The 21575-nt window shown below is 70.2% G+C and carries 19 protein-coding genes; all 19 read left to right on the top strand.

Annotation, left to right across the window (positions count from 1 at the left end):
• Nucleotide 1: 1 nt before the first annotated feature.
• The 19 genes from lysA to atpA all read left to right on the top strand — a co-directional run bounded on the left by lysA (nucleotide 2) and on the right by atpA (nucleotide 21562).
• Nucleotides 2-1393 carry a diaminopimelate decarboxylase gene (gene lysA, locus OHA91_RS12975; protein WP_031148235.1) on the top strand — a complete coding sequence of 464 codons (1392 nt, stop codon included), beginning with the start codon at nucleotides 2-4 and terminating at the stop codon, nucleotides 1391-1393.
• Between the two features lie 127 nt (nucleotides 1394-1520).
• Nucleotides 1521-2822, top strand: a complete 1302-nt coding sequence (locus OHA91_RS12970) for a homoserine dehydrogenase (protein ID WP_030853572.1) — start codon at nucleotides 1521-1523, stop codon at nucleotides 2820-2822.
• Nucleotides 2823-2828: 6 nt separating this feature from the next.
• Complete coding sequence (thrC, locus tag OHA91_RS12965; RefSeq protein WP_031148238.1) at nucleotides 2829-3899, top strand: threonine synthase; 1071 nt, start codon at nucleotides 2829-2831, stop codon at nucleotides 3897-3899.
• Nucleotides 3900-4234: 335 nt separating this feature from the next.
• On the top strand, nucleotides 4235-5161 hold the full coding sequence (gene thrB / locus OHA91_RS12960) for a homoserine kinase (RefSeq protein WP_030660261.1): 927 nt from the start codon (nucleotides 4235-4237) through the stop codon (nucleotides 5159-5161).
• A gap of 431 nt (nucleotides 5162-5592) precedes the next feature.
• Nucleotides 5593-7695, top strand: a complete 2103-nt coding sequence (rho, locus tag OHA91_RS12955; protein ID WP_328739251.1) for a transcription termination factor Rho — start codon at nucleotides 5593-5595, stop codon at nucleotides 7693-7695.
• A gap of 360 nt (nucleotides 7696-8055) precedes the next feature.
• On the top strand, nucleotides 8056-9159 hold the full coding sequence (locus OHA91_RS12950; protein WP_031148245.1) for an LCP family protein: 1104 nt from the start codon (nucleotides 8056-8058) through the stop codon (nucleotides 9157-9159).
• A gap of 195 nt (nucleotides 9160-9354) precedes the next feature.
• Nucleotides 9355-9573 carry a 50S ribosomal protein L31 gene (rpmE, locus tag OHA91_RS12945; RefSeq protein WP_030008686.1) on the top strand — a complete coding sequence of 73 codons (219 nt, stop codon included), beginning with the start codon at nucleotides 9355-9357 and terminating at the stop codon, nucleotides 9571-9573.
• Between the two features lie 127 nt (nucleotides 9574-9700).
• Nucleotides 9701-10780, top strand: coding sequence for a peptide chain release factor 1 (prfA, locus tag OHA91_RS12940; protein WP_031148248.1), 1080 nt, complete (start codon nucleotides 9701-9703; stop codon nucleotides 10778-10780).
• Between the two features lie 48 nt (nucleotides 10781-10828).
• A complete protein-coding gene (gene prmC, locus OHA91_RS12935; protein ID WP_030853584.1) occupies nucleotides 10829-11674 on the top strand; it encodes a peptide chain release factor N(5)-glutamine methyltransferase in 846 nt (281 codons plus the stop codon).
• A 49-nt stretch (nucleotides 11675-11723) separates the two neighbouring features.
• Nucleotides 11724-12371 (top strand): L-threonylcarbamoyladenylate synthase, encoded by a 648-nt coding sequence (locus OHA91_RS12930; protein WP_328739250.1) that lies wholly within the window; start codon nucleotides 11724-11726, stop codon nucleotides 12369-12371.
• On the top strand, nucleotides 12368-13000 hold the full coding sequence (locus OHA91_RS12925; protein ID WP_030853590.1) for an arsenate reductase/protein-tyrosine-phosphatase family protein: 633 nt from the start codon (nucleotides 12368-12370) through the stop codon (nucleotides 12998-13000). Before OHA91_RS12930 ends, OHA91_RS12925 begins: the two co-directional genes overlap by 4 nt.
• A gap of 385 nt (nucleotides 13001-13385) precedes the next feature.
• A complete protein-coding gene (locus OHA91_RS12920) occupies nucleotides 13386-14615 on the top strand; it encodes a serine hydroxymethyltransferase (protein WP_328739249.1) in 1230 nt (409 codons plus the stop codon).
• A 104-nt stretch (nucleotides 14616-14719) separates the two neighbouring features.
• The gene (locus tag OHA91_RS12915; RefSeq protein ID WP_209441480.1) at nucleotides 14720-16066 is read left to right on the top strand and encodes an MraY family glycosyltransferase; all 1347 of its coding nucleotides are present in this window, start codon (nucleotides 14720-14722) and stop codon (nucleotides 16064-16066) included.
• Between the two features lie 577 nt (nucleotides 16067-16643).
• Nucleotides 16644-17081, top strand: a complete 438-nt coding sequence (locus OHA91_RS12910; RefSeq protein ID WP_031148258.1) for a hypothetical protein — start codon at nucleotides 16644-16646, stop codon at nucleotides 17079-17081.
• 210 nt (nucleotides 17082-17291) lie between these two features.
• Nucleotides 17292-18128 (top strand): F0F1 ATP synthase subunit A, encoded by an 837-nt coding sequence (atpB, locus tag OHA91_RS12905; protein ID WP_037631884.1) that lies wholly within the window; start codon nucleotides 17292-17294, stop codon nucleotides 18126-18128.
• Nucleotides 18129-18209: 81 nt separating this feature from the next.
• Nucleotides 18210-18440 carry an ATP synthase F0 subunit C gene (gene atpE / locus OHA91_RS12900; RefSeq protein ID WP_030768902.1) on the top strand — a complete coding sequence of 77 codons (231 nt, stop codon included), beginning with the start codon at nucleotides 18210-18212 and terminating at the stop codon, nucleotides 18438-18440.
• A gap of 51 nt (nucleotides 18441-18491) precedes the next feature.
• Nucleotides 18492-19025: a F0F1 ATP synthase subunit B gene (locus tag OHA91_RS12895; RefSeq protein WP_031148263.1), complete on the top strand. Its 534-nt coding sequence runs from the start codon at nucleotides 18492-18494 to the stop codon at nucleotides 19023-19025.
• Complete coding sequence (locus OHA91_RS12890; protein WP_031148265.1) at nucleotides 19022-19837, top strand: F0F1 ATP synthase subunit delta; 816 nt, start codon at nucleotides 19022-19024, stop codon at nucleotides 19835-19837. Before OHA91_RS12895 ends, OHA91_RS12890 begins: the two co-directional genes overlap by 4 nt.
• Nucleotides 19838-19966: 129 nt before the next feature.
• On the top strand, nucleotides 19967-21562 hold the full coding sequence (gene atpA / locus OHA91_RS12885; RefSeq protein WP_031148267.1) for a F0F1 ATP synthase subunit alpha: 1596 nt from the start codon (nucleotides 19967-19969) through the stop codon (nucleotides 21560-21562).
• Nucleotides 21563-21575: the final 13 nt, after the last annotated feature.

The raw sequence follows: 21575 nt of genomic DNA, 5'->3' as shown, positions 1-21575 counted from the left end.
GATGAGCCGTTCCGCGCACCCCGCCGGCCCCCGCCACGCCGACGTCCTGCCCGAAGGGCACTACTCCCCGCCGCCCGCCGACCTGAACGCGCTCGACGAGAAGGTCTGGGCCCGCACCGTACGGCGCGAGGACGACGGCGTCGTCTCCGTCGGCGGCATCGAAGTCACCAAGCTCGCCGAGGAGTTCGGTACGCCCGCGTACTTCCTGGACGAGGACGACTTCCGGGCCCGCTGCCGGGCCTGGGCGACCGCCTTCGGCAAGGACGCCGACGTCTTCTACGCAGGGAAGGCGTTCCTCTCCAAGGCCGTCGTGAAGTGGCTGAAGGAAGAGGGGCTCAACGTGGACGTGTGCTCCGGCGGGGAGCTGAGCACAGCCCTCGCCGCCGGGATGCCCGCCGCACGCATCGCCTTCCACGGCAACAACAAGTCCGAGAACGAGATCCGCCGGGCCGTCGAGGCGGGGGTCGGGCGCATCGTGCTCGACTCCTTCCAGGAGATCGCCCGCGTCGCGCACATCGCCCGCGAGCTCGGCGTACGCCAGCCCGTGCAGATCCGCGTGACCGTCGGCGTCGAGGCGCACACGCACGAGTTCATCGCCACCGCCCACGAGGACCAGAAGTTCGGCATCGCCGTCGCGGACGGGTCCGCCGCCGAGGCCGTGCGCCGCGCCCTCGGGCACGACTCGCTGGAGCTGTTGGGCGTCCACTCCCACATCGGCTCGCAGATCTTCGACATGGCCGGCTTCGAGGTCTCCGCCAAGCGCGTCGTGCGGCTGCTCGCCGCCGTCCGCGACGAGCACGGCGTCGAACTGCCCGAGATCGACCTCGGCGGCGGCCTCGGCATCGCCTACACCTCGAACGACGACCCCCGCGAGCCGCACGAGATCGCCAAGGCGCTCACCGAGATCGTGGCCCGCGAGTGCGAGAGCGCCGGGCTGCGCGCCCCCCGCATCTCCGTCGAGCCCGGCCGCGCCATCGTCGGCCCCACTGCGTTCACGCTGTACGAGGTGGGGACCATCAAGCCGCTCGAAGGGCTGCGTACCTACGTCAGCGTCGACGGCGGGATGTCCGACAACATTCGTACGGCGCTCTACGACGCCGAATACTCCATCGCGCTCGTATCCCGTACTTCCGATGCCGAGCCGATGCTCGTGCGCGTCGTCGGCAAGCACTGCGAGAGCGGTGACATCGTCGTGAAGGACGCGTTCCTGCCGGCCGACCTGGCGCCCGGCGACCTCCTCGCCGTGCCCGCGACCGGCGCGTACTGCCGCTCCATGGCCAGCAACTACAACCACGCGCTCCGCCCGCCCGTGGTCGCCGTGCGTGACGGACAGGCGCGAGTGATCGTTCGCCGCGAGACGGAGGAAGATCTCCTGCGACTCGACGTCGGATAATGAAATAGGTGTCTCACTCAATGGACCGAAGATGGAAAGTGCTGTCCATTGAGTGAGACTGGTTCACACCCCGCGCGCAAACCGTGCGCGGGGTAATGATGGAAGATCGAAAGGCGTAGGTCGAATGATGCGTACGCGTCCGCTGAAGGTGGCGCTGCTGGGCTGTGGAGTGGTCGGCTCAGAGGTGGCTCGCATCATGACGACGCACGCCGACGACCTCACGCAGAGGATCGGCGCGCCCGTCGAGCTCGCCGGCGTGGCCGTGCGCCGCCCCTCCAAGGTGCGCGAGGGCATCGATCCCGCGCTGATCACCACCGACGCGACCGCCCTCCTCAAACGCGGTGACATCGACATCGCCATCGAGGTCATCGGCGGCATCGAGCCGGCCCGCACCCTGATCACCACCGCCTTCGAGCACGGCATCTCGGTGGTCTCCGCGAACAAGGCGCTGCTCGCCCAGGACGGCGCCGCGCTGCACGCCGCCGCCGAGCAGGCCGGGCTCGACCTCTACTACGAGGCCGCCGTCGCCGGCGCCATCCCGCTGATCCGCCCGCTGCGCGAGTCCCTCGCCGGCGACAAGATCAACCGTGTGATGGGCATCGTCAACGGCACGACGAACTTCATCCTCGACAAGATGGACTCGACCGGCGCCGGCTACCAGGAGGCGCTCGACGAGGCCACCGCCCTCGGGTACGCCGAGGCCGACCCGACCGCCGACGTCGAGGGCTACGACGCCGCCGCCAAGGCCGCGATCCTGGCCGGCATCGCCTTCCACACCCGCGTCCGCCTGGACGACGTGTACCGCGAGGGCATGACCGAGGTCAGCGCCGCGGACTTCGCCTCCGCCAAGCGGATGGGCTGCACCATCAAGCTCCTCGCCATCCTGGAGCGCGCCGCGGACGGCGAGTCCGTCACCGCCCGCGTCCACCCGGCGATGATCCCGCTCAGCCACCCGCTCGCCTCCGTCCGCGAGGCGTACAACGCCGTCTTCGTGGAGGCGGACGCCGCCGGGCGGCTGATGTTCTACGGGCCCGGTGCGGGCGGCGCCCCGACCGCGTCCGCGGTCCTCGGCGACCTCGTCGCCGTCGCCCGCAACAAGCTCGCCGAGGCAACGGGGCCCGGCGAGTCGGCGTACACCCAGCTGCCGGTCAGCCCCATGGGCGACGTCGTCACCCGCTACCACATCAGCCTCGATGTGGCCGACAAGCCGGGCGTCCTCGCCCAGGTGGCGACGACGTTCGCGGAGCACGGTGTGTCCATCGACACCGTCCGGCAGCAGGGTCGTCCAGACGGGGTCGGCAAGGAGGCCTCCCTCGTCGTCGTCACCCACCGCGCCGCCGACGCCGCCCTCTCCGGGACCGTCGAGGCGCTGCGGAAGCTGGACACCGTCCGCGGTGTCGCCAGCATCATGCGTGTTGAAGGGGAGTAAGGACCCATGAGCAGCAATCGCACCCACCAGTGGCGCGGGATCATCGAGGAGTACCGGGACCGCCTGCCGGTCACGGACACGACTCCGGTGGTCACGCTCCGCGAGGGTGGCACTCCCCTCGTCCCCGCACAGGTGCTGTCCGAGCGCACCGGATGCGAGGTGCACCTCAAGGTCGAGGGGGCGAACCCCACCGGGTCCTTCAAGGACCGCGGCATGACCATGGCGATCACCAGGGCCAAGGAGGAGGGCGCGAAGGCCGTCATCTGCGCCTCCACCGGCAACACTTCGGCCTCCGCCGCCGCCTACGCGGTGCGCGCCGGAATGGTCTGCGCGGTGCTCGTGCCCCGCGGCAAGATCGCGCTGGGCAAGATGGGCCAGGCCCTCGTGCACGGCGCCAAGATCCTCCAGGTGGACGGCAACTTCGACGACTGCCTGGACCTCGCCCGCGCGCTGTCGGACAACTACCCGGTGGCGCTGGTCAATTCCGTCAACCCGGTGCGGATCGAGGGCCAGAAGACGGCCGCGTTCGAGATCGTCGACGCGCTCGGCGACGCCCCGGACGTGCACGTGCTGCCGGTGGGCAACGCGGGCAACATCACCGCGTACTGGAAGGGGTTCAAGGAGTACAAGGCCGACGGCCTGGCCTCCCGTACGCCCCGCGTGTGGGGTTTTCAGGCCTCCGGTTCCGCGCCCATCGTGCGCGGCGAGGTCGTCAAGGAGCCGCACACCGTCGCCACCGCGATCCGCATCGGCAACCCGGCCTCCTGGGACTACGCGCTGCAGGCGCGGGACGAGTCGGGCGGTTTCATCGACGAGGTGACGGACCGCCAGATCCTCGCCGCCTACCGGCTGTTGGCCGCTCAGGAGGGTGTCTTCGTCGAGCCCGCCTCGGCCGCGTCCGTGGCAGGTCTGCTCAAGGCCGCCGAGCTGGGCCTGGTGGACCCGGGTCAGCGGATCGTGTGCACCGTCACCGGCAACGGCCTCAAGGACCCCGACTGGGCGGTCGCCGGCGCTCCGCAGCCGGTCACCGTTCCGGTGGACGCCGAAGCCGCCGCGGTGCGCCTCGGCCTGGTCTGAGCGCACGACCGCGTGAGCCGGGTTCCGGAGGGTCCCGAGTGCCGTGACGGCACTCCCGGGGCCCTCCGAACCCGGCAACTCACCTCGTACGACGACAAAAGTGCGGCCGAAGCGGGTCCAACCCGGTCGAAGCCCGCGACACGCATCGTGCGCCTCCTGTGCGCCCTATGTCGCGAGAGAACCTTCCTTCGATACGCTGTACTTACATCCGCCACCGCGCATATGACTGCGGTGCTGCCCCGAGGGCCTTCGGGTGTCGTACGTTCTCCAGTACATTCACAGCGAGCCAGCGAAGAGCGAAGTTCTCGCACAGTCACAAGGAGTGTCATCGGACGATGGCCGGTCCAGCGTTCCGCGCCGCCGCCGTACGGGTGCGCGTCCCCGCCAGCAGTGCCAACCTCGGCCCCGGCTTCGACGCCCTGGGCCTGGCCCTGGGCCTCTACGACGACGTCGTCGTACGGGTGGCCGACTCCGGCCTGAACATCGACATCGCGGGTGAGGGCGCCGACACCCTCCCGCGGGACGAGAGCCACCTGCTCGTACGCTCCATGCGCACCGCCTTCGACCTGCTGGGCGGCCAGCCGCGCGGCCTCGAGGTCGTCTGCGCCAACAGGATCCCGCACGGCCGGGGCCTCGGCTCCTCGTCCGCCGCCATCTGCGCCGGCATCGTCGCCGCCCGCGCCGTCACCATAGGCGGCGAGGCGAAGCTCGACGACGCGGCGCTCCTGGAGCTCGCCACCGAGATCGAGGGCCACCCCGACAACGTCGCGGCCTGCCTGCTCGGCGGGTTCACGCTGGCGTGGATGGACGGGGGCAGTGCCCGGGCGATCCGGATGGAGCCCGCCGAATCCATCGTTCCGGTGGTCTTCGTACCTTCCCGGCCGGTCCTCACGGAGACGGCGCGCGGCCTGCTGCCGCGCACCGTCCCGCACGTGGACGCGGCCGTCAACGCAGGCCGCGCGGGCCTGCTCGTGGAAGCCCTGACCAGGCGTCCCGAGCTGCTGCTGCCGGCCACCGAAGACCGGCTCCACCAGGAGTACCGGTCCCCGGCGATGCCCGAGAGCGTGGCACTCGTCAACCGACTGCGGGCGGACGGCATCCCCGCGGTCATCTCCGGCGCGGGCCCCACGGTCCTCGCGCTGGTCGACAACGACGCGGCCGACAAGGTCGCGCAGCTCGCGGGCGAGGGGTGGGCGGCCAACCGGCTCGCCCTCGACGCCGCGGGCGCGAGCGTACTTCCGCTGGGAACCCAGGGCGGCTAGGTCCTGCTCTTCGAGCAGGACCAGTCGGCCAGGGGCGGGCGGCCAGGGCAGGCCGCCCGCGCGGAAGCGCGCGATTGCCGGTGATTGAGAGGGGGAATATCTATTGGATCCGGTAGTGTTAGTCTCAAGTGCGCATCGGAAGCCGCCATGGCTCGGTGCTCAGTGTCCCCATCCGGGACCACATTTCTTCCGGGAGCCTCCCCGACTGCTTTGATCGCTTCCAGCAGTTTCGAGCACGCTCCGGAATCGGCGTGATTTTCCCACGCTTTCAGCTCGGGGGCTTCTCGCCGGAACCCACGCACGTTTCTTTCCGCCGTATCTCTATCGGCGGACCACCGCCCCGGCACGGTCCACACCTAGGGCCGTTGTCGGACAGCACAACCGGTCGCCGAGCCAGACAGGCCGACGTCCGCTCCAGGGAAGGACCCTTCGTGAGCGACACCACCGATCTGATGGGCGCTGCCGACAGCTCTGTCGACACCAGTGCCCCCGCCGCGGGCGCCGCGCCCAAGCGTCGACGCACCGGCACCGGCCTTGACGGCATGGTCCTCGCCGAGCTGCAGCAGGTCGCGTCGGGCCTCGGCATCAGGGGCACCGCGCGTATGCGCAAGAGCCAGCTGATCGAGGTCATCAAGGAGGCGCAGGCGGGCAGCGGTGCCCCCAAGGCCGCCGCCGCCGCGGACACCGCCGAGGCCAAGCCGAAGCGCCGTGCCACCAGCAAGGCCCGTACGGCTGCCGCCGACGCCGCGCCGGCGGAGGCCCCCGCCGAGAAGCCCGCCGCGCAGGCGCAGATCGAGATTCCGGGCCAGCCGGCAGGCGGCCCCTCCCGCTCGAGCGCAGCCGAGAGCGGGGGAGAGGATGCCCCGGTCGGCGAGCGCCGCCGCCGTCGCGCCACGGCCCCCTCCGGCAGCCCGGAGGGCTCGGCCCCCGTCTCCGTACAGGTCGAGCAGAAGGCCGACACGGCCACCGCCACCGCGCCCGCCGAGCCCAAGGCCGAGGCCGCCACCGCGGTCTCCGCCGGCCAGGCCCAGGGCCAGGACGGCGAGGGCCGCGGCCGCCGCGACCGCCGGGAGCGCGGCGACCGCCAGCGCGACCGCCGCGACCGTGGCGCCAAGGCCGACGAGCAGGGCCAGGGCGGCCAGGCCCCGGGCCAGCCCGCGCAGGGCGGTCAGGGAGGCGGCCGTCAGGACCGCGCCGACCGTCAGGACCGCCAGCAGCAGGGCGGCCGTGGTCAGGGCCAGGGCCAGGGCCAGCAGGGCCGCCAGGACGCAGGCCCGCAGGACGACTTCGACGACGAGGGCGGCCGTCGTGGCCGTCGCGGCCGCTACCGCGACCGCCGTGGCCGCCGTGGCCGCGACGAGTTCGCGCCGAACGAGCCGCAGGTCGCCGACGACGACGTGCTGATCCCCGTCGCGGGCATCCTCGACATCCTGGACAACTACGCGTTCATCCGGACCTCGGGCTACCTGCCCGGCCCCAACGACGTGTACGTCTCCCTCGCCCAGGTCCGCAAGGCGGGTCTGCGCAAGGGCGACCACACCACGGGTGCCGTGCGCCAGCCCAAGGACGGCGAGCGCCGCGAGAAGTTCAACGCCCTGGTGCGCCTCGACTCGGTGAACGGCATGGCGCCCGAATCCGGCCGCGGCCGACCGGAGTTCCAGAAGCTGACGCCCCTGTACCCGCAGGACCGGCTGCGCCTGGAGACCGACCCGGGCGTGCTGACCACCCGCATCATCGACCTCGTGTCGCCGATCGGAAAGGGCCAGCGCGGCCTGATCGTGGCCCCGCCGAAGACCGGCAAGACCATGATCATGCAGGCGATCGCCAACGCGATCACCACGAACAACCCCGAGTGCCACCTGATGGTCGTCCTGGTCGACGAGCGTCCGGAAGAGGTCACCGACATGCAGCGGTCGGTCAAGGGCGAGGTCATCTCCTCGACCTTCGACCGCCCGGCCGAGGACCACACCACCGTCGCCGAGCTGGCCATCGAGCGCGCCAAGCGTCTCGTCGAGCTGGGTCACGACGTGGTCGTCCTGCTGGACTCCATCACCCGTCTGGGCCGCGCGTACAACCTCGCGGCGCCCGCCTCCGGCCGCATCCTGTCCGGTGGTGTCGACTCGACCGCGCTGTACCCGCCGAAGCGCTTCTTCGGTGCCGCGCGCAACATCGAGGACGGCGGCTCGCTGACCATCCTGGCCACCGCGCTGGTCGACACCGGCTCGCGCATGGACGAGGTGATCTTCGAGGAGTTCAAGGGCACCGGCAACATGGAGCTCAAGCTCGACCGGAAGCTCGCCGACAAGCGCATCTTCCCGGCCGTCGACGTCGACCCGTCGGGCACCCGCAAGGAGGAGATCCTCCTCAACGCGGAAGAGCTCGCCATCGTCTGGAAGCTGCGCCGGGTGCTGCACGCGCTGGACTCGCAGCAGGCGATCGAACTGCTCCTCGACAAGATGAAGCAGACGAAGTCGAACGCCGAGTTCCTGATGCAGATCGCGAAGACGACCCCGTCGGGCAAGAACGACGACTGAGGTCCGTCGGCCGGCGTCCCGCGCCGGTCGTGAGGCATCGCCACAGCAGCCCCCGCCGCACGCCGCGGCGGGGGCTGCCGTGCTTTCCCCCGGCGCCCGGAGCGCCTGGGGAGGGCGTCCGGGTGCTGTGCGAGCTTCGCCACATCACACCCGTTGTGCGGCTTTCGCCGCGTGTCTCGAAACCGCAGGTGAGGAAGGCGCTACGCAGAGTTTTGTCCCAGTTCGTACGCAAGTGGTGGCCGTACGGGGGTTGCGGCGGCCGTGGAACCCTTCAAGACATTCGCCCGTCTGTGTCAGAGGGCCGCGGGTGGACGGCGGGCCGGTACGGACCCGGGGACCGGACTCAGGACTGAGGAGACCATGACCGAGGACAGCAAGGGCCGCGGCCGGCGCGCCACGGGCCGGCGCCGACGCAAACCGGCGACGCGCCGCAGGGCCCTCGTCATGGCCGCGTGGTGCGCCGCCGCGGTGGTCCTGCTGGGCGGGGCGGGCCTGGGCTACTTCTACTTCAAGCTCAACGGCAACCTGAAGACGGTCGACATCGACCAGGCGCTGGGCATCGACCGCCCGGCGAACGTCGACAACGGCTCGATGGACATACTCGTCCTCGGCTCCGACTCCCGAGGCGGCGCCAACGGCGCGTACGGCCAGGACGACGGCGGCTCCGCCCGCTCCGACACCGCGATGGTCGTCCACCTGTACGAGGGCCACCAGAAGGCCAGCGTCGTGTCCATACCCCGAGACACCATGACCAGCCGCCCCGAATGCGCCGTCGGCGGCAGGGGGAAGACCGACCCCGGCGGCCGTCGCAAGCAGTTCAACGAGGCCTACACCGTCGGCGGCGCCGCCTGCGCGGTCAAGACCGTCGAGAAGATGTCGGGGATCCGCATGGACCACTACATCGAGGTCGACTTCACCGGCTTCAAGAAGATCATCGACACCCTCGGCGGGGTCGAGGTCACCACCACCAAGCCGATCAAGGACGACTACAGCCACCTGGACCTCCCCGCCGGCCCCAACAAGCTGAACGGCGAGCAGGCCCTCGGCCTGGTCCGCACCCGCCACGGCGTCGGGGACGGCGGCGACCTCGGCCGAATACAGCTGCAGCAGGCCTTCATCAAGGCGCTGATCAAGCAGGTCAAGGGCGTCGGCGTGTTCGACAACCCCAAGAAGCTGCTCGACCTCGCCGACGCCGGGACCAAGGCGCTCACCACCGACAAGGCGCTCGGCGACGTGAAGTCCCTCGCCGGCTTCGCCCAGAGCCTCCAGGGCATCGACGCCGGCGACATGCAGATGATCACCCTGCCGGTGACCGCGGACGCACTCGACGCGAACCGCGTCGCGCCCCTGCAGAAGGAGTCCAAGATGGTCTGGGACGCCCTGCTGGCCGACCGGCCGATCCCCGCCGAGGCCACCGCGAACTCCACCGGGGACAAGAGCGCGGCCGGGACCGTCGTCCAGTAGGCGGGGGCTCGCGGGCGTCCCGGGAGGCCGCCGGAACGGACCGCGGAATAGACCGGCGCCCCCTCCCGTTGAGGGTGATGTCCTCAGAATTTTGACAGGCAGCCCGGTCCTGGCAGACTGGTCTGTCGGCCCCGGTTCACGCAGTGCGCAATTCGGCTCCTGCGACCCGGCGCCCTCCCGAATCTAGGAGACACCTTGAAGCGCGATGTTCACCCCGAGTACGTCGAGACCGCGGTCAGCTGCACCTGCGGCGCGTCGTTCACGACCCGTAGCACCCTGACCGAGGGCACCATCCGTGCCGAGGTCTGCTCCGAGTGCCACCCGTTCTACACGGGCAAGCAGAAGATCCTCGACACCGGTGGCCGTGTGGCCCGCTTCGAGGCGCGCTTCGGCAAGGGCGCGGCCAAGAAGTAGCGCGACCCAGGCGCCGGTCTCCGGCCGCCCCCTGTCCACTCGGGGGCGGCCGGACCGGCGCCTTTGTCGTCGTTCAAGCCCGTCACCCCGTGCAGTCCCCCCGCACTTTCACCACAGGAGTCCCCCGATGTTCGAGGCGGTCGAGGAACTGGTTGGCGAACACGCCGACCTCGAGAAGCAGCTCGCCGACCCTTCGGTCCACTCCGATCAGGCCAACGCGCGCAAGCTGAACAAGCGCTACGCGGAGCTGACCCCGATCATCGCTACCTTCCGTGCCTGGAAGCAGACCGGCGAGGACATCGAGACGGCGAAGGAGTTCGCGGCCGACGACCCGGACTTCGCCGCCGAGGTCAAGGAGCTGACCCAGCAGCGCGAGGAGCTCACCGAGAAGCTCCGCCTGCTGCTCGTCCCGCGCGACCCCAGCGACGACAAGGACGTGCTCCTCGAGGTCAAGGCGGGCGCGGGCGGCGACGAGTCGGCCCTGTTCGCCGGCGACCTGCTGCGCATGTACCTGCGCTACGCCGAGCGCGTGGGCTGGAAGACCGAGATCATCGACGCCACCGAGTCCGAGCTCGGCGGCTACAAGGACGTCCAGGTCTCCGTCCGCACCAAGGGCGGCAACGGCGCCACCGAGCCCGGCCAGGGCGTGTGGGCCCGCCTGAAGTACGAGGGCGGCGTGCACCGCGTCCAGCGCGTTCCGGCCACCGAGTCCCAGGGCCGCATCCACACCTCCGCCGCCGGCGTGCTCGTCACCCCGGAGGCCGAGGAGGTCGAGGTCGAGATCAACATGAACGACCTCCGCATCGACGTGTACCGCTCCTCCGGCCCCGGCGGCCAGTCCGTCAACACCACCGACTCGGCCGTGCGCATCACGCACATCCCGACCGGTGTGGTCGCCTCCTGCCAGAACGAGAAGAGCCAGCTCCAGAACAAGGAGCAGGCCATGCGCATCCTGCGGTCGCGCCTGCTGGCCGCCGCCCAGGAGGCCGCCGAGCAGGAGGCCTCCGACGTGCGCCGCAGCCAGGTCCGCTCCGTGGACCGGTCCGAGAAGATCCGTACGTACAACTTCCCGGAGAACCGGATCTCGGACCACCGCACCGGCTTCAAGGCGTACAACTTGGACCAGGTGCTCGACGGCGACCTCGACTCGGTCATCCAGGCCTGCGTGGACACCGACTCCGCGGCCAAGCTAGCCGCCGCGAACTGACCGGAACCCGCTTCACCCCCCCGTACGACAGCAGCCCGGAGGACCAGCGTGAACTTGCTGCTTGCCGAGGTGGCCCAGGCCACCCAGCGGCTGGCCGCCGCCGGCGTGCCCTCACCGCGCTTCGACGCGGAGGAGCTCGCAGCCTTCGTGCACGGCGTCAAACGGGGGGAACTGCACCACGTCAAGGACGCGGACTTCGACGCCCGCTACTGGGAGGCCGTCGCCCGCCGCGAGGCGCGCGAGCCGCTCCAGCACATCACCGGGCGCGCCTTCTTCCGGTACCTGGAGCTCCAGGTCGGGCCCGGGGTCTTCGTGCCCCGGCCCGAGACCGAGTCGGTCGTGGACTGGGCCATACAGGCCGTCCGGGCGATGGACGTCGTCGAGCCGCTGATCGTCGACCTGTGCACCGGATCCGGTGCGATCGCGCTGGCCATGGCCCAGGAGGTGCCGCGCTCGCGCGTGCACGCGGTCGAGCTGTCCGAGGACGCCCTGCGGTGGACCCGCAAGAACGCCGAGGGCTCCCGGGTCACCGTCCACCAGGGCGACGCCCTGAGCGCGCTGCCCGAGCTCGACGGCCAGGTCGACCTGGTCATCTCCAACCCTCCGTACATCCCGCTCACCGAGTGGGAGTACGTGGCGCCCGAGGCCCGCGACCACGACCCGGAGATGGCGCTCTTCTCCGGCGAGGACGGCCTCGACACCATCCGGGGCCTCGAACGCACCGCCCACCGGCTGCTGCGCCCCGGCGGCATCGTCGTCGTCGAGCACGCCGACACGCAGGGCGGCCAGGTCCCGTGGATCTTCGCCGAGGAACGGGGCTGGGCCGACGCGGCCGACCACCCCGACCTCAACAACCGCCCGCGCTTCGCCACCGCCCGCAAGGCACTGCCGTGACCGGCGCGACGACCCCCGCCCCCACCCTGCTGCACGAGGAGGCCCGCTGATGGCCCGGCGATACGACTGCAACGACGCGACGGACCGCAAGACGGGTCTGCGCGAAGCCGCATCCGCCGTGCGCCGCGGCGAGCTCGTCGTGCTGCCCACCGACACCCTGTACGGGATCGGCGCGGACGCCTTCAGCCCGGAGGCCGTGCACGACCTGCTCGCCGCCAAGGGGCGCGGCCGCGGCATGCCCACCCCGGTGCTCATCGGATCCCCGAACACCCTGCACGGCCTCGTCACGGACTTCTCCGAGCAGGCCTGGGAGCTCGTCGACGCCTTCTGGCCCGGTGCGCTGACGCTGGTCGCCAAGCACCAGCCCTCGCTGGCGTGGGACCTGGGCGACACCCGGGGCACCGTGGCCGTGCGCATGCCGCTGCACCCCGTCGCCATCGAGCTGCTGACGGAGGTCGGCCCGATGGCGGTGTCCTCGGCCAACCTCTCCGGGCACCCGGCTCCCGAGGACTGCGACGCGGCGCGCGAGATGCTCGGCGACTCGGTGTCGGTCTACCTGGACGGCGGTCCGACGCCCGGCATCGAGCCGTCGTCGATCGTCGACGTCACGGGGAAGGTTCCCGTGCTGCTGCGCGAGGGGGCGCTGAGCGCCGACCAGCTGCGGGAGGTCGTACCCGACCTCGAGGTGGCCCCGTGAGCCCTGAGGGGCGTGGCATAGCAGGGGGAAACACTTTCCGCATACTCCACGTCAGCACGGGCAACGTGTGCCGCTCGCCGATCACCGAGCGGCTGACCCGGCACGCCCTCTCGCACCGCCTCGGCGGCCCCGTCGGCGGCGACCTCATCGTGGAGAGCGCCGGCACGTGGGGCCACGAGGGCGCCCCGATGGAGGCGAACGCGGCCGCCGTGCTGGAGGACTTCGGGGCGGACGCGTCCGGGTTCACCGGCCGCGAGCTGCTGGACGAGCACGTCATACGCGCCGACCTGGTGCTGACCGCCACGCGCGACCACCGTGCGCAGGTCATCTCGATGGGGCATTCGGCGGGGCTGCGCACCTTCACGCTCAAGGAGTTCACCCGGCTGGTCCGGGCCATAGACCCGGCCACGCTGCCGCCGCTGGACGACGGCATGGCGGAGCGGGCGCGGGCGCTCGTACGGGCCGCCGCGGCGCTGCGCGGGTGGCTGCTGGCGCCGTCGCCCGACGCGGACGAGGTCTACGACCCGTACGGCGCCCCCATCACCTTCTTCCGCTCCATCGGCGACGAGATCAACCAGGCGCTGGACCCCGTGGTGACGGCCCTGACGGGCGTGACGGCCCGCCGCTGACTCCGGCGGCCGGAGGCCGGCGCAGCGGGCCGATGCCCGGGAGGCCCCCCGGGGCCGAGCGGTGTGAGGTGCGCGTCGGGGAGGTGCTCGACCAGGCGCTGGACCCCGTGGTGACGGCCCTGACGGGCGTGACGGCCCGCCGCTGACTCCGGCGGCCGGAGGTCGGCGCAGCGGGCCGATGCCCGGGAGGCCCCCCGGGGCCGAGCGGTGTGAGGTGCGCGTCGGGGAGGTGCTCGACCGGGCGCTGGACCCCGTGGTGACGGCTCTGACGGGTGTGACGGCCCGCCGGTGACTCCGGCGGCCGGAGGGGCGGCGGTGCCGCGAGGCGTGACGGGCGGGCCGGGCCTACAGTGGCTGGTACCCGGTACCCCCCTGGAGTCGCGCCATGAGCGTCATCACCCAGCCCACGGACCTGCTGCGCCGGCAGGACCCGCAGATGGCCGACGTACTCGCCGGGGAGGGCCGCAGGCAGGCCGGCACGCTGCAGCTGAGCGCCGCGGAGAACTTCACCTCGACGGCCGTCCTGACGGCGCTGGGGTCCCCGCTCGCCAACAAGTACGCCGAGGGCTACCCCGGCGCCCGCTACCACGGCGGCTGCGAGTACGCCGACCTGGCCGAGCAGATCGCCGTCGAGCGGGCCAAGGCGCTGTTCGGGACCGAGCACGCGAACGTGCAGCCGCATTCCGGATCCTCGGCCGTCCTGGCCGCCTACGCGGCGCTGCTGCGGCCGGGGGACACCGTGCTGGCGATGGGGCTCCCGTACGGGGGACACCTCACGCACGGCTCGCCCGCCAACTCCTCGGGCCAGTGGTTCACCTTCGTCGGTTACGGGGTCGACGCCGGGACGGGCCTCATCGACTACCGGCAGGTGCAGGACCTCGCCCGGGCGCACCGGCCCAAGGCCATCGTGTGCGGGTCCATCTCCTACCCCCGCCACCCCGAGTACTCGGCCTTCCGGGAGATCGCCGACGAGGTCGGGGCGTATCTGATCGCCGATGCCGCGCATCCCATCGGGCTGGTGGCCGGCGGGGCCGCGCCGAGTCCGGTGCCCTACGCCGACGTCGTCTGCGCGACCACGCACAAGGTGCTGCGCGGGCCGCGCGGCGGGATGGTCCTGTGCGGCGCCGAGTTCGCCGAGCGCATCGACCGGGCGGTGTTCCCCTTCACCCAGGGCGGGGCCCAGATGCACACCATCGCCGCCAAGGCGGTGGCCTTCGGCGAGGCGGCCCGGCCGGCCTTCGCCACCTACGCCCACCGCGTGGTCTCCAATGCCCGGGCGCTGGCCGGGGCGCTGGAGGAGCGCGGGTTCACGATCACCACCGGCGGCACCGACACGCACATGATCACCGCCGACCCGGCGCCGCTGGGCGTGGACGGCCCGACCGCCCGCGGCCGGCTGGCCGCCGCCGGCATCGTGCTGGACACGTGCGTGCTGCCGTACGGGGACCAGCGGGGCGTACGGCTGGGGACGGCCGCCGTGACCACCCAGGGGATGGGGGAGCCGCAGATGCTCCGGATCGCGGAGCTGTTCGCCGCCGCGCTGCACGGGGACGCCGCGCAGACACGTTCGGAGGTCGGCGAGCTCACAGCAGGATTTCCCCCTTACGGGGAGTAAATGGGACAAGAGGGGTGTAGTGGAACCGGTATACCGACCCCTCGCGTCCTCGGTGGAGGGGACATCGCAGCTAATGTGTGGGGCTGAGATGGCCGGCGATACATCTGGGGCAGCCAGTGCGTGAATATCTGCTGACGCTTTGCGTCACGGTCGCGGTGACCTACCTGCTGACCGGGCCCGTGCGGAAGTTCGCGATCGCGGCCGGGGCCATGCCGGAGATCCGCGCCCGCGACGTGCACCGCGAGCCGACGCCGCGCCTCGGCGGGATCGCGATGTTCGGCGGCCTGTGCGCGGGCCTGCTGGTCGCGGACCACCTGCAGAACCTCAACGCGGTCTTCGAGAAGTCGAACGAACCGCGGGCACTGCTCTCCGGCGCCGCCCTGATCTGGCTGATCGGCGTACTGGACGACAAGTTCGAGATCGACGCTCTGATCAAGCTCGGCGCGCAGATGATCTCCGCCGGCGTGATGGTCATGCAGGGCCTGACGATCCTGTGGATCCCGGTCCCGTTCATCGGCACGGTCCCGCTCACCCAGTGGCAGGGCAACCTGCTCACGGTGGCGCTCGTCGTCATCACCATCAACGCGGTGAACTTCGTGGACGGCCTCGACGGCCTCGCCGCGGGCATGGTCTGCATCGCCGCCGCCGCGCTCTTCCTGTACGCCTACCGGATCTGGTTCGGCTACGGGATCGAGTCCGCGGCCCCCGCGACCCTGTTCGCCGCGATCCTGATGGGCATGTGCCTGGGCTTCCTGCCGCACAACATGCACCCGGCGCGGATCTTCATGGGCGACTCCGGCTCGATGCTCATCGGACTGGTCCTGGCCGCCGCGGCGATCTCCCTGACGGGTCAGGTGGACCCGGACGCGCTGGCCCTGTTCGCCGGTGGTGAGCGCAACGCGACGCACGCGATGCTGCCCGCCTACATCCCGCTGATCCTGCCCCTGACGGTCATCGCGATCCCGATGGCGGACCTGATCCTGGCCATCGTGCGGCGTACGTGGAACGGCCAGTCGCCGTTCGCGGCCGACCGCGGGCACCTGCACCACCGGCTGCTGGAACTCGGCCACTCGCACAGCCGCGCGGTCCTGATCATGTACTTCTGGTCCGGCCTGATCGCCTTCGGCACTGTCGCCTACTCCGTGCACTCCACCGCGATGTGGATCGTGCTGGTGATCGCCGTGCTCAGCGCGGTGGGCCTGTTCCTGCTGCTCCTGCCGCGCTTCACGCCGCGCACGCCGGCCTGGGCCGAGCGCCTGGTCCCGCCGCGCTACCGGCACTCCGCACGCGCGGCCGAGGCGGCCGCGGAGGCGGCCGCACAGGACGCGTCGGGCGCCGAACCCCAGCCCGCCAGGCCGATCGCCGCGGGCGTCTCGGGCGTCAACGGCGCAACCGCCGTGGGCCCCCGTTCGCGCTTCCCCGAGCGGCGCAAGGCTGAATCCACCCGCTGACATCCCGGGCAAACGGCGCCCCCGCCTTCCCTGGCACACGGCACCCCGGGCCTGTTCTCGTGCGCGACCCGGACCAGTGCCCGTAAGTGCCCGATCGGTCAAAAGGGATGTTCATTGCCATAGATGTCCGAGTGTCCGGACGTCCTGCGGGTCCCCCGAACCGGACGTCCGGAACGGGCATCAAGAACATCGGTTGCTGATCCGATCGACGATTTCATCGGCGCGGGCCCGTGCGGAAGCAGGGGCCCGCGCTGCCGTGCGCGGTCAAGGCCGCGCGTCCGTCAGCCTCGATCGTGCTCGTTGATGACGGCTGCCGTTTCAGCCCCAAAGCCGCACTACCAGACATTCCGCCGGGGTGGGGTGCACACACGCGCAGGGTCACTCTCATGTGTGACAGTCGGCACACCCAGCAGGTAAAGCTCTCATCAAATAGTTTGTGATACCGTTCACTAAACCCGGCGACAGAGCCGAAGGACCGTAGTGCGACGGTCTCTCGGCCCGAGGTTCTCTCTCGGACCGGGCTTACGCTCGTCCCGTACGAGTCCAGTGCCCCCACCACCACGCGGAGCAAACCGCCATGCGGTCAGATGACGTCCGATCCCTCCTGCAAGCCGCCGTGCCCACGGCCATCGCCGGCGCACTCGCCGCGTTGATCAGCGGGCTTGTCGTCGGCGGCAAGGGTGCGGTCGGAGCGGTCGTCGCGACGCTGGTCGTGATCCTGTTCATGGGCATCGGATTCGTCGTTCTGCAGCGCACGGCGAAATCGCTTCCGCACCTCTTCCAGGCCATGGGGCTCATGCTCTACACGGCCCAGATCCTGCTGCTTTTCGTGTTTGTCGCGGCGTTCAAGAACACCACCCTGTTCAACCCCAAGGCGTTCGCGATCACGCTCGTGGCGACCACCCTCGTGTGGATCGCCGCGCAGACCCGCGCGCACATGAAGGCCAAGATCCTTTACGTCGAACCGGACTCGACGACGGGCAACAAGCCCGAAAATCCGGGACCTAAGACGTGAAGGGTAGGGCCGGGATAAGTGGGCGTTCGAGATCCTGCTATCGTCCGGTGCCAACTGCGGCATTGCGGGCGCGGGCATCTGAGCTGACGCCTGTCCCATCGCGAGGCTCGATGCCTGATCGCCGCCCCATCATTCGTAACACCAGTCCAGTGCCGAACAGCGGCTGCTCGCCGCGCCGACACAACGAGGTTGCCGTACCTATGCGCCACGCTGAAGGAGCCCGCGGTGAGTGCTGACCCGACGACGGTGCTCGCCTTCGAGACCGACTGCCACATCTTCGACGGTTGTGGCTTCCCGGCTCCCGGCCTGCACTCGTTCCTGTTCCAGCCGATCTTCGGCGACGCGGACAGCAACTTCTACTTCAACAAGACGATGCTCCTGGCCCTGCTGGGCTCGGTCATCATCGTCGGCTTCTTCTGGATGGCTTTCCGGAAGCCGAAGGTCGTCCCGGGCAAGCTGCAGATGGTCGCTGAGGCCGGATACGACTTCGTGCGCCGCGGCATCGTCTACGAGACGCTGGGCAAGAAGGAGGGCGAGAAGTACGTCCCCTTCATGGTCTCGCTGTTCTTCCTCGTCTGGATCCTCAACGTCTGGTCGATCGTCCCGCTGGCCCAGTTCCCGGTGACGTCGATCATCTCGTACCCGGCCATCCTCGCGCTGATCGTCTACGTCATCTGGATGTCGGTGACCTTCAAGCGTCACGGCTTCGTCGGTGGCTTCAAGAACCTCACGGGCTACGACAAGTCGCTGGGCGCCGTCCTGCCGATGGTCATGGTCATCGAGTTCTTCTCGAACGTCCTGGTCCGTCCGTTCACGCACGCCGTGCGACTGTTCGCGAACATGTTCGCCGGTCACACCCTGCTGCTGCTCTTCACCATCGCCAGCTGGTACCTGCTGAACGGCATCGGTATCGCCTACGCCGGCGTCTCGTTCGTCATGGTGCTCGTGATGACGGCCTTCGAGCTGTTCATCCAGGCCGTCCAGGCGTACGTCTTCGTCCTCCTGGCCTGCAGCTTCATCCAGGGCGCGCTGGCCGAACACCACTGAGTCGGGCTCGCTCCCCTCAGACCCCCGTATTCGTCCGGTGGCCAACCCCCACCGGTCCGTGAAAGAGAAGGAAGAACTGGCATGTCCCAGACCCTTGCTGCCGTCACCGGCTCCCTCGGCTCCATCGGTTACGGTCTCGCGGCCATCGGCCCCGGCGTCGGCGTCGGCATCATCTTCGGTAACGGCACCCAGGCTCTTGCTCGTCAGCCCGAGGCGGCCGGCCTGATCCGCGCCAACCAGATCCTCGGCTTCGCCTTCTGTGAGGCGCTCGCCCTCATCGGTCTGGTCATGCCGTTCGTCTACGGCCCGTGATCTTCGGATCCACGACCAGCCCACTAGACGAAAGGCACTGAAGTGAACCTCATGGTTCTCGCGGCTGAGGGCGGGGAAAACCCCCTCATCCCGCCGATCCCCGAGCTCGTCATCGGTCTGATCGCCTTCGTCATCGTCTTCGGTTTCCTCGCGAAGAAGCTCCTCCCGAACATCAACAAGGTTCTGGAAGAGCGCCGTGAGGCCATCGAGGGCGGTATCGAGAAGGCGGAAGCCGCTCAGACCGAGGCCCAGAGCGTGCTGGAGCAGTACAAGGCCCAGCTCGCCGAGGCCCGGCACGAGGCCGCGCGCCTGCGCCAGGAAGCGCTGGAGCAGGGCACTGCGCTGAAGGAAGAACTGCGCGCAGAGGGCCAGCGGCAGCGTGAGGAGATCATCGCTGCCGGCCACGCCCAGATCGCCGCAGACCGCAAGGCCGCCTCTCAGGCGCTGCGTCAGGACGTCGGCAAGCTTGCCACCGACCTGGCCGGCAAGCTCGTCGGCGAGTCCCTCGAGGACCACGCCCGGCAGAGCCGCACCATCGACCGCTTCCTCAGCGAGCTTGAGGAGAAGGCCGAGGCGGCCCGATGAACGGAGCGAGCCGCGAGGCGCTGGCCTCCGCGCGCGAGCGTCTCGACGCGCTGACGGACAACACGTCCGTCGACGTGGCGAAGCTCGCCGGTGAGCTGGCCGCTGTCACCGCGCTGCTCGACCGTGAGGTCTCGCTGCGTCGGGTCATCACGGACCCGGCGCAGGCCGGCGAGGCCAAGGCCGAGCTCGTCGCTCGGCTGCTCGGCGGTCAGGTCGGCGGGGAGACCCTCGACCTGGTGTCCGGCATGGCCCGGTCCCGCTGGTCGCAGTCCCGCGACCTGGTGGACTCGCTGGAGGAGCTGGCGGCCACCGCCGACCTCACGGCGGCCCAGCAGGCCGACGCGCTCGACAACGTCGAGGACGAGGTCTTCCGCTTCGGCCGGATCGTGTCCTCGAACACCGAGCTGCGTGCCGCGCTGACCGACCGCGCGGCGACCGCCTCCGCCAAGAGCCAGCTGCTGCGCAGCCTGCTCGGCGGCAAGGTGAACGCCGTCACCGAGCGCCTGGTGATCCGTCTTGTCACGCACCCGCGTGGACGTAGCCTGGAAGCGGGACTCGAGTCCCTTTCCAAGCTCGCCGCCGAGCGCCGTGACCGCATGGTCGCCACCGTGACCAGTGCGGTTCCGCTCAGCGACGTGCAGAAGCAGCGTCTCGGCGCGGTGCTGGCCAAGCTGTACGGCCGCCAGATGCACCTGAACCTCGACGTGGACCCCGAGGTCCTCGGCGGGATCTCGGTGCGCGTCGGCGACGAGGTCATCGACGGCACCATCGCGGACCGCCTCGCAGAGGCGTCCCGCCGCATGGCCGGCTGACCAGCCACCAAAAGTACAAAGCATTCCTAGCGGCCCGGTTGGGCCGTGCAGAACTTGCAGAAGATTCCTGGGGGTCACCCCCAGACCCCTAAGAAGCTTCAGGCCCAACAAGGAGAGCAGGGAACCCAGATGGCGGAGCTCACGATCCGGCCGGAGGAGATCCGGGACGCACTGGAGACCTTTGTCCAGTCGTACCAGCCGGACGCGGCCTCGCGCGAGGAGGTCGGAACGGTCAGCGTTGCCGGCGACGGCATCGCGAAGGTGGAGGGCCTGCCCTCCGCCATGGCGAACGAGCTGCTGAAGTTCGAGGACGGCACCCTCGGTCTCGCCCTCAACCTCGAGGAGCGCGAGATCGGTGCGATCGTCCTCGGCGAGTTCAGCGGTATCGAGGAGGGCCAGCCGGTGCAGCGCACCGGTGAGGTTCTCTCCGTAGGCGTCGGCGAGGGCTACCTCGGCCGCGTTGTCGACCCGCTCGGCAACCCGATCGACGGCCTCGGCGAGATCGCGACCGAAGGCCGCCGCGCCCTCGAGCTGCAGGCCCCGGGCGTCATGGTCCGTAAGTCGGTGCACGAGCCCATGCAGACCGGCTACAAGGCCGTCGACGCGATGGTGCCGATCGGCCGTGGCCAGCGTCAGCTGATCATCGGTGACCGTCAGACCGGCAAGACCGCTCTGGCCGTCGACACGATCATCAACCAGCGCGACAACTGGCGCTCGGGCGACGTGAACAAGCAGGTCCGCTGCATCTACGTCGCCATCGGCCAGAAGGGCTCGACCATCGCGTCCGTTCGCGGCGCCCTGGAAGAGGCCGGCGCGCTCGAGTACACGACGATCGTCGCCGCCCCGGCGTCCGACCCGGCCGGCTTCAAGTACCTGGCGCCGTACACCGGTTCCGCCATCGGCCAGCACTGGATGTACGCCGGCAAGCACGTCCTGATCATCTTCGACGACCTGTCGAAGCAGGCCGACGCCTACCGCGCCGTCTCGCTGCTGCTGCGCCGCCCGCCGGGCCGCGAGGCCTACCCGGGTGACGTCTTCTACCTGCACTCCCGTCTGCTGGAGCGCTGCGCGAAGCTGTCCGACGACATGGGCGCCGGTTCGATGACCGGTCTGCCGATCGTCGAGACCAAGGCGAACGACGTGTCGGCGTTCATCCCGACCAACGTCATCTCCATCACCGACGGCCAGTGCTTCCTGGAGTCCGACCTGTTCAACGCGGGCCAGCGCCCGGCGCTGAACGTCGGTATCTCGGTCTCCCGCGTCGGTGGCTCCGCCCAGCACAAGGCCATGAAGCAGGTTTCCGGCCGTCTGCGCGTCGACCTGGCCCAGTACCGCGAGCTGGAGGCGTTCGCCGCCTTCGGTTCCGACCTGGACGCCGCGTCGAAGGCTTCGCTGGAGCGCGGCAAGCGCATGGTCGAGCTGCTGAAGCAGGGCCAGTACCAGCCGATGCCCGTCGAGGAGCAGGTCGTCTCCGTCTGGGCCGGCACCACCGGCAAGATGGACGACGTCCCGGTCGCCGACATCCGTCGCTTCGAGTCGGAGCTGCTGGAGCACCTGCGCCGCGAGCGCAAGGACCTCCTCACCTCCATCGCCGACGGCGGCAAGATGTCGGACGACACCCTGGGCTCGATCGCTGACGCCATCGCCGCCTTCAAGCGCCAGTTCGAGACCTCGGACGGCAAGCTCCTGGGCGAGGACGTGCCGGCCGTCAACGTCTCCAAGTGACGACGGAAGGGAC

The organism is Streptomyces erythrochromogenes (assembly GCF_036170895.1).
Lineage (GTDB): Bacteria > Actinomycetota > Actinomycetes > Streptomycetales > Streptomycetaceae > Streptomyces > Streptomyces erythrochromogenes.
The sequence above is the reverse complement of the archived record's forward strand: the minus strand, read 5'-3'. Positions and strand labels throughout refer to the sequence as shown.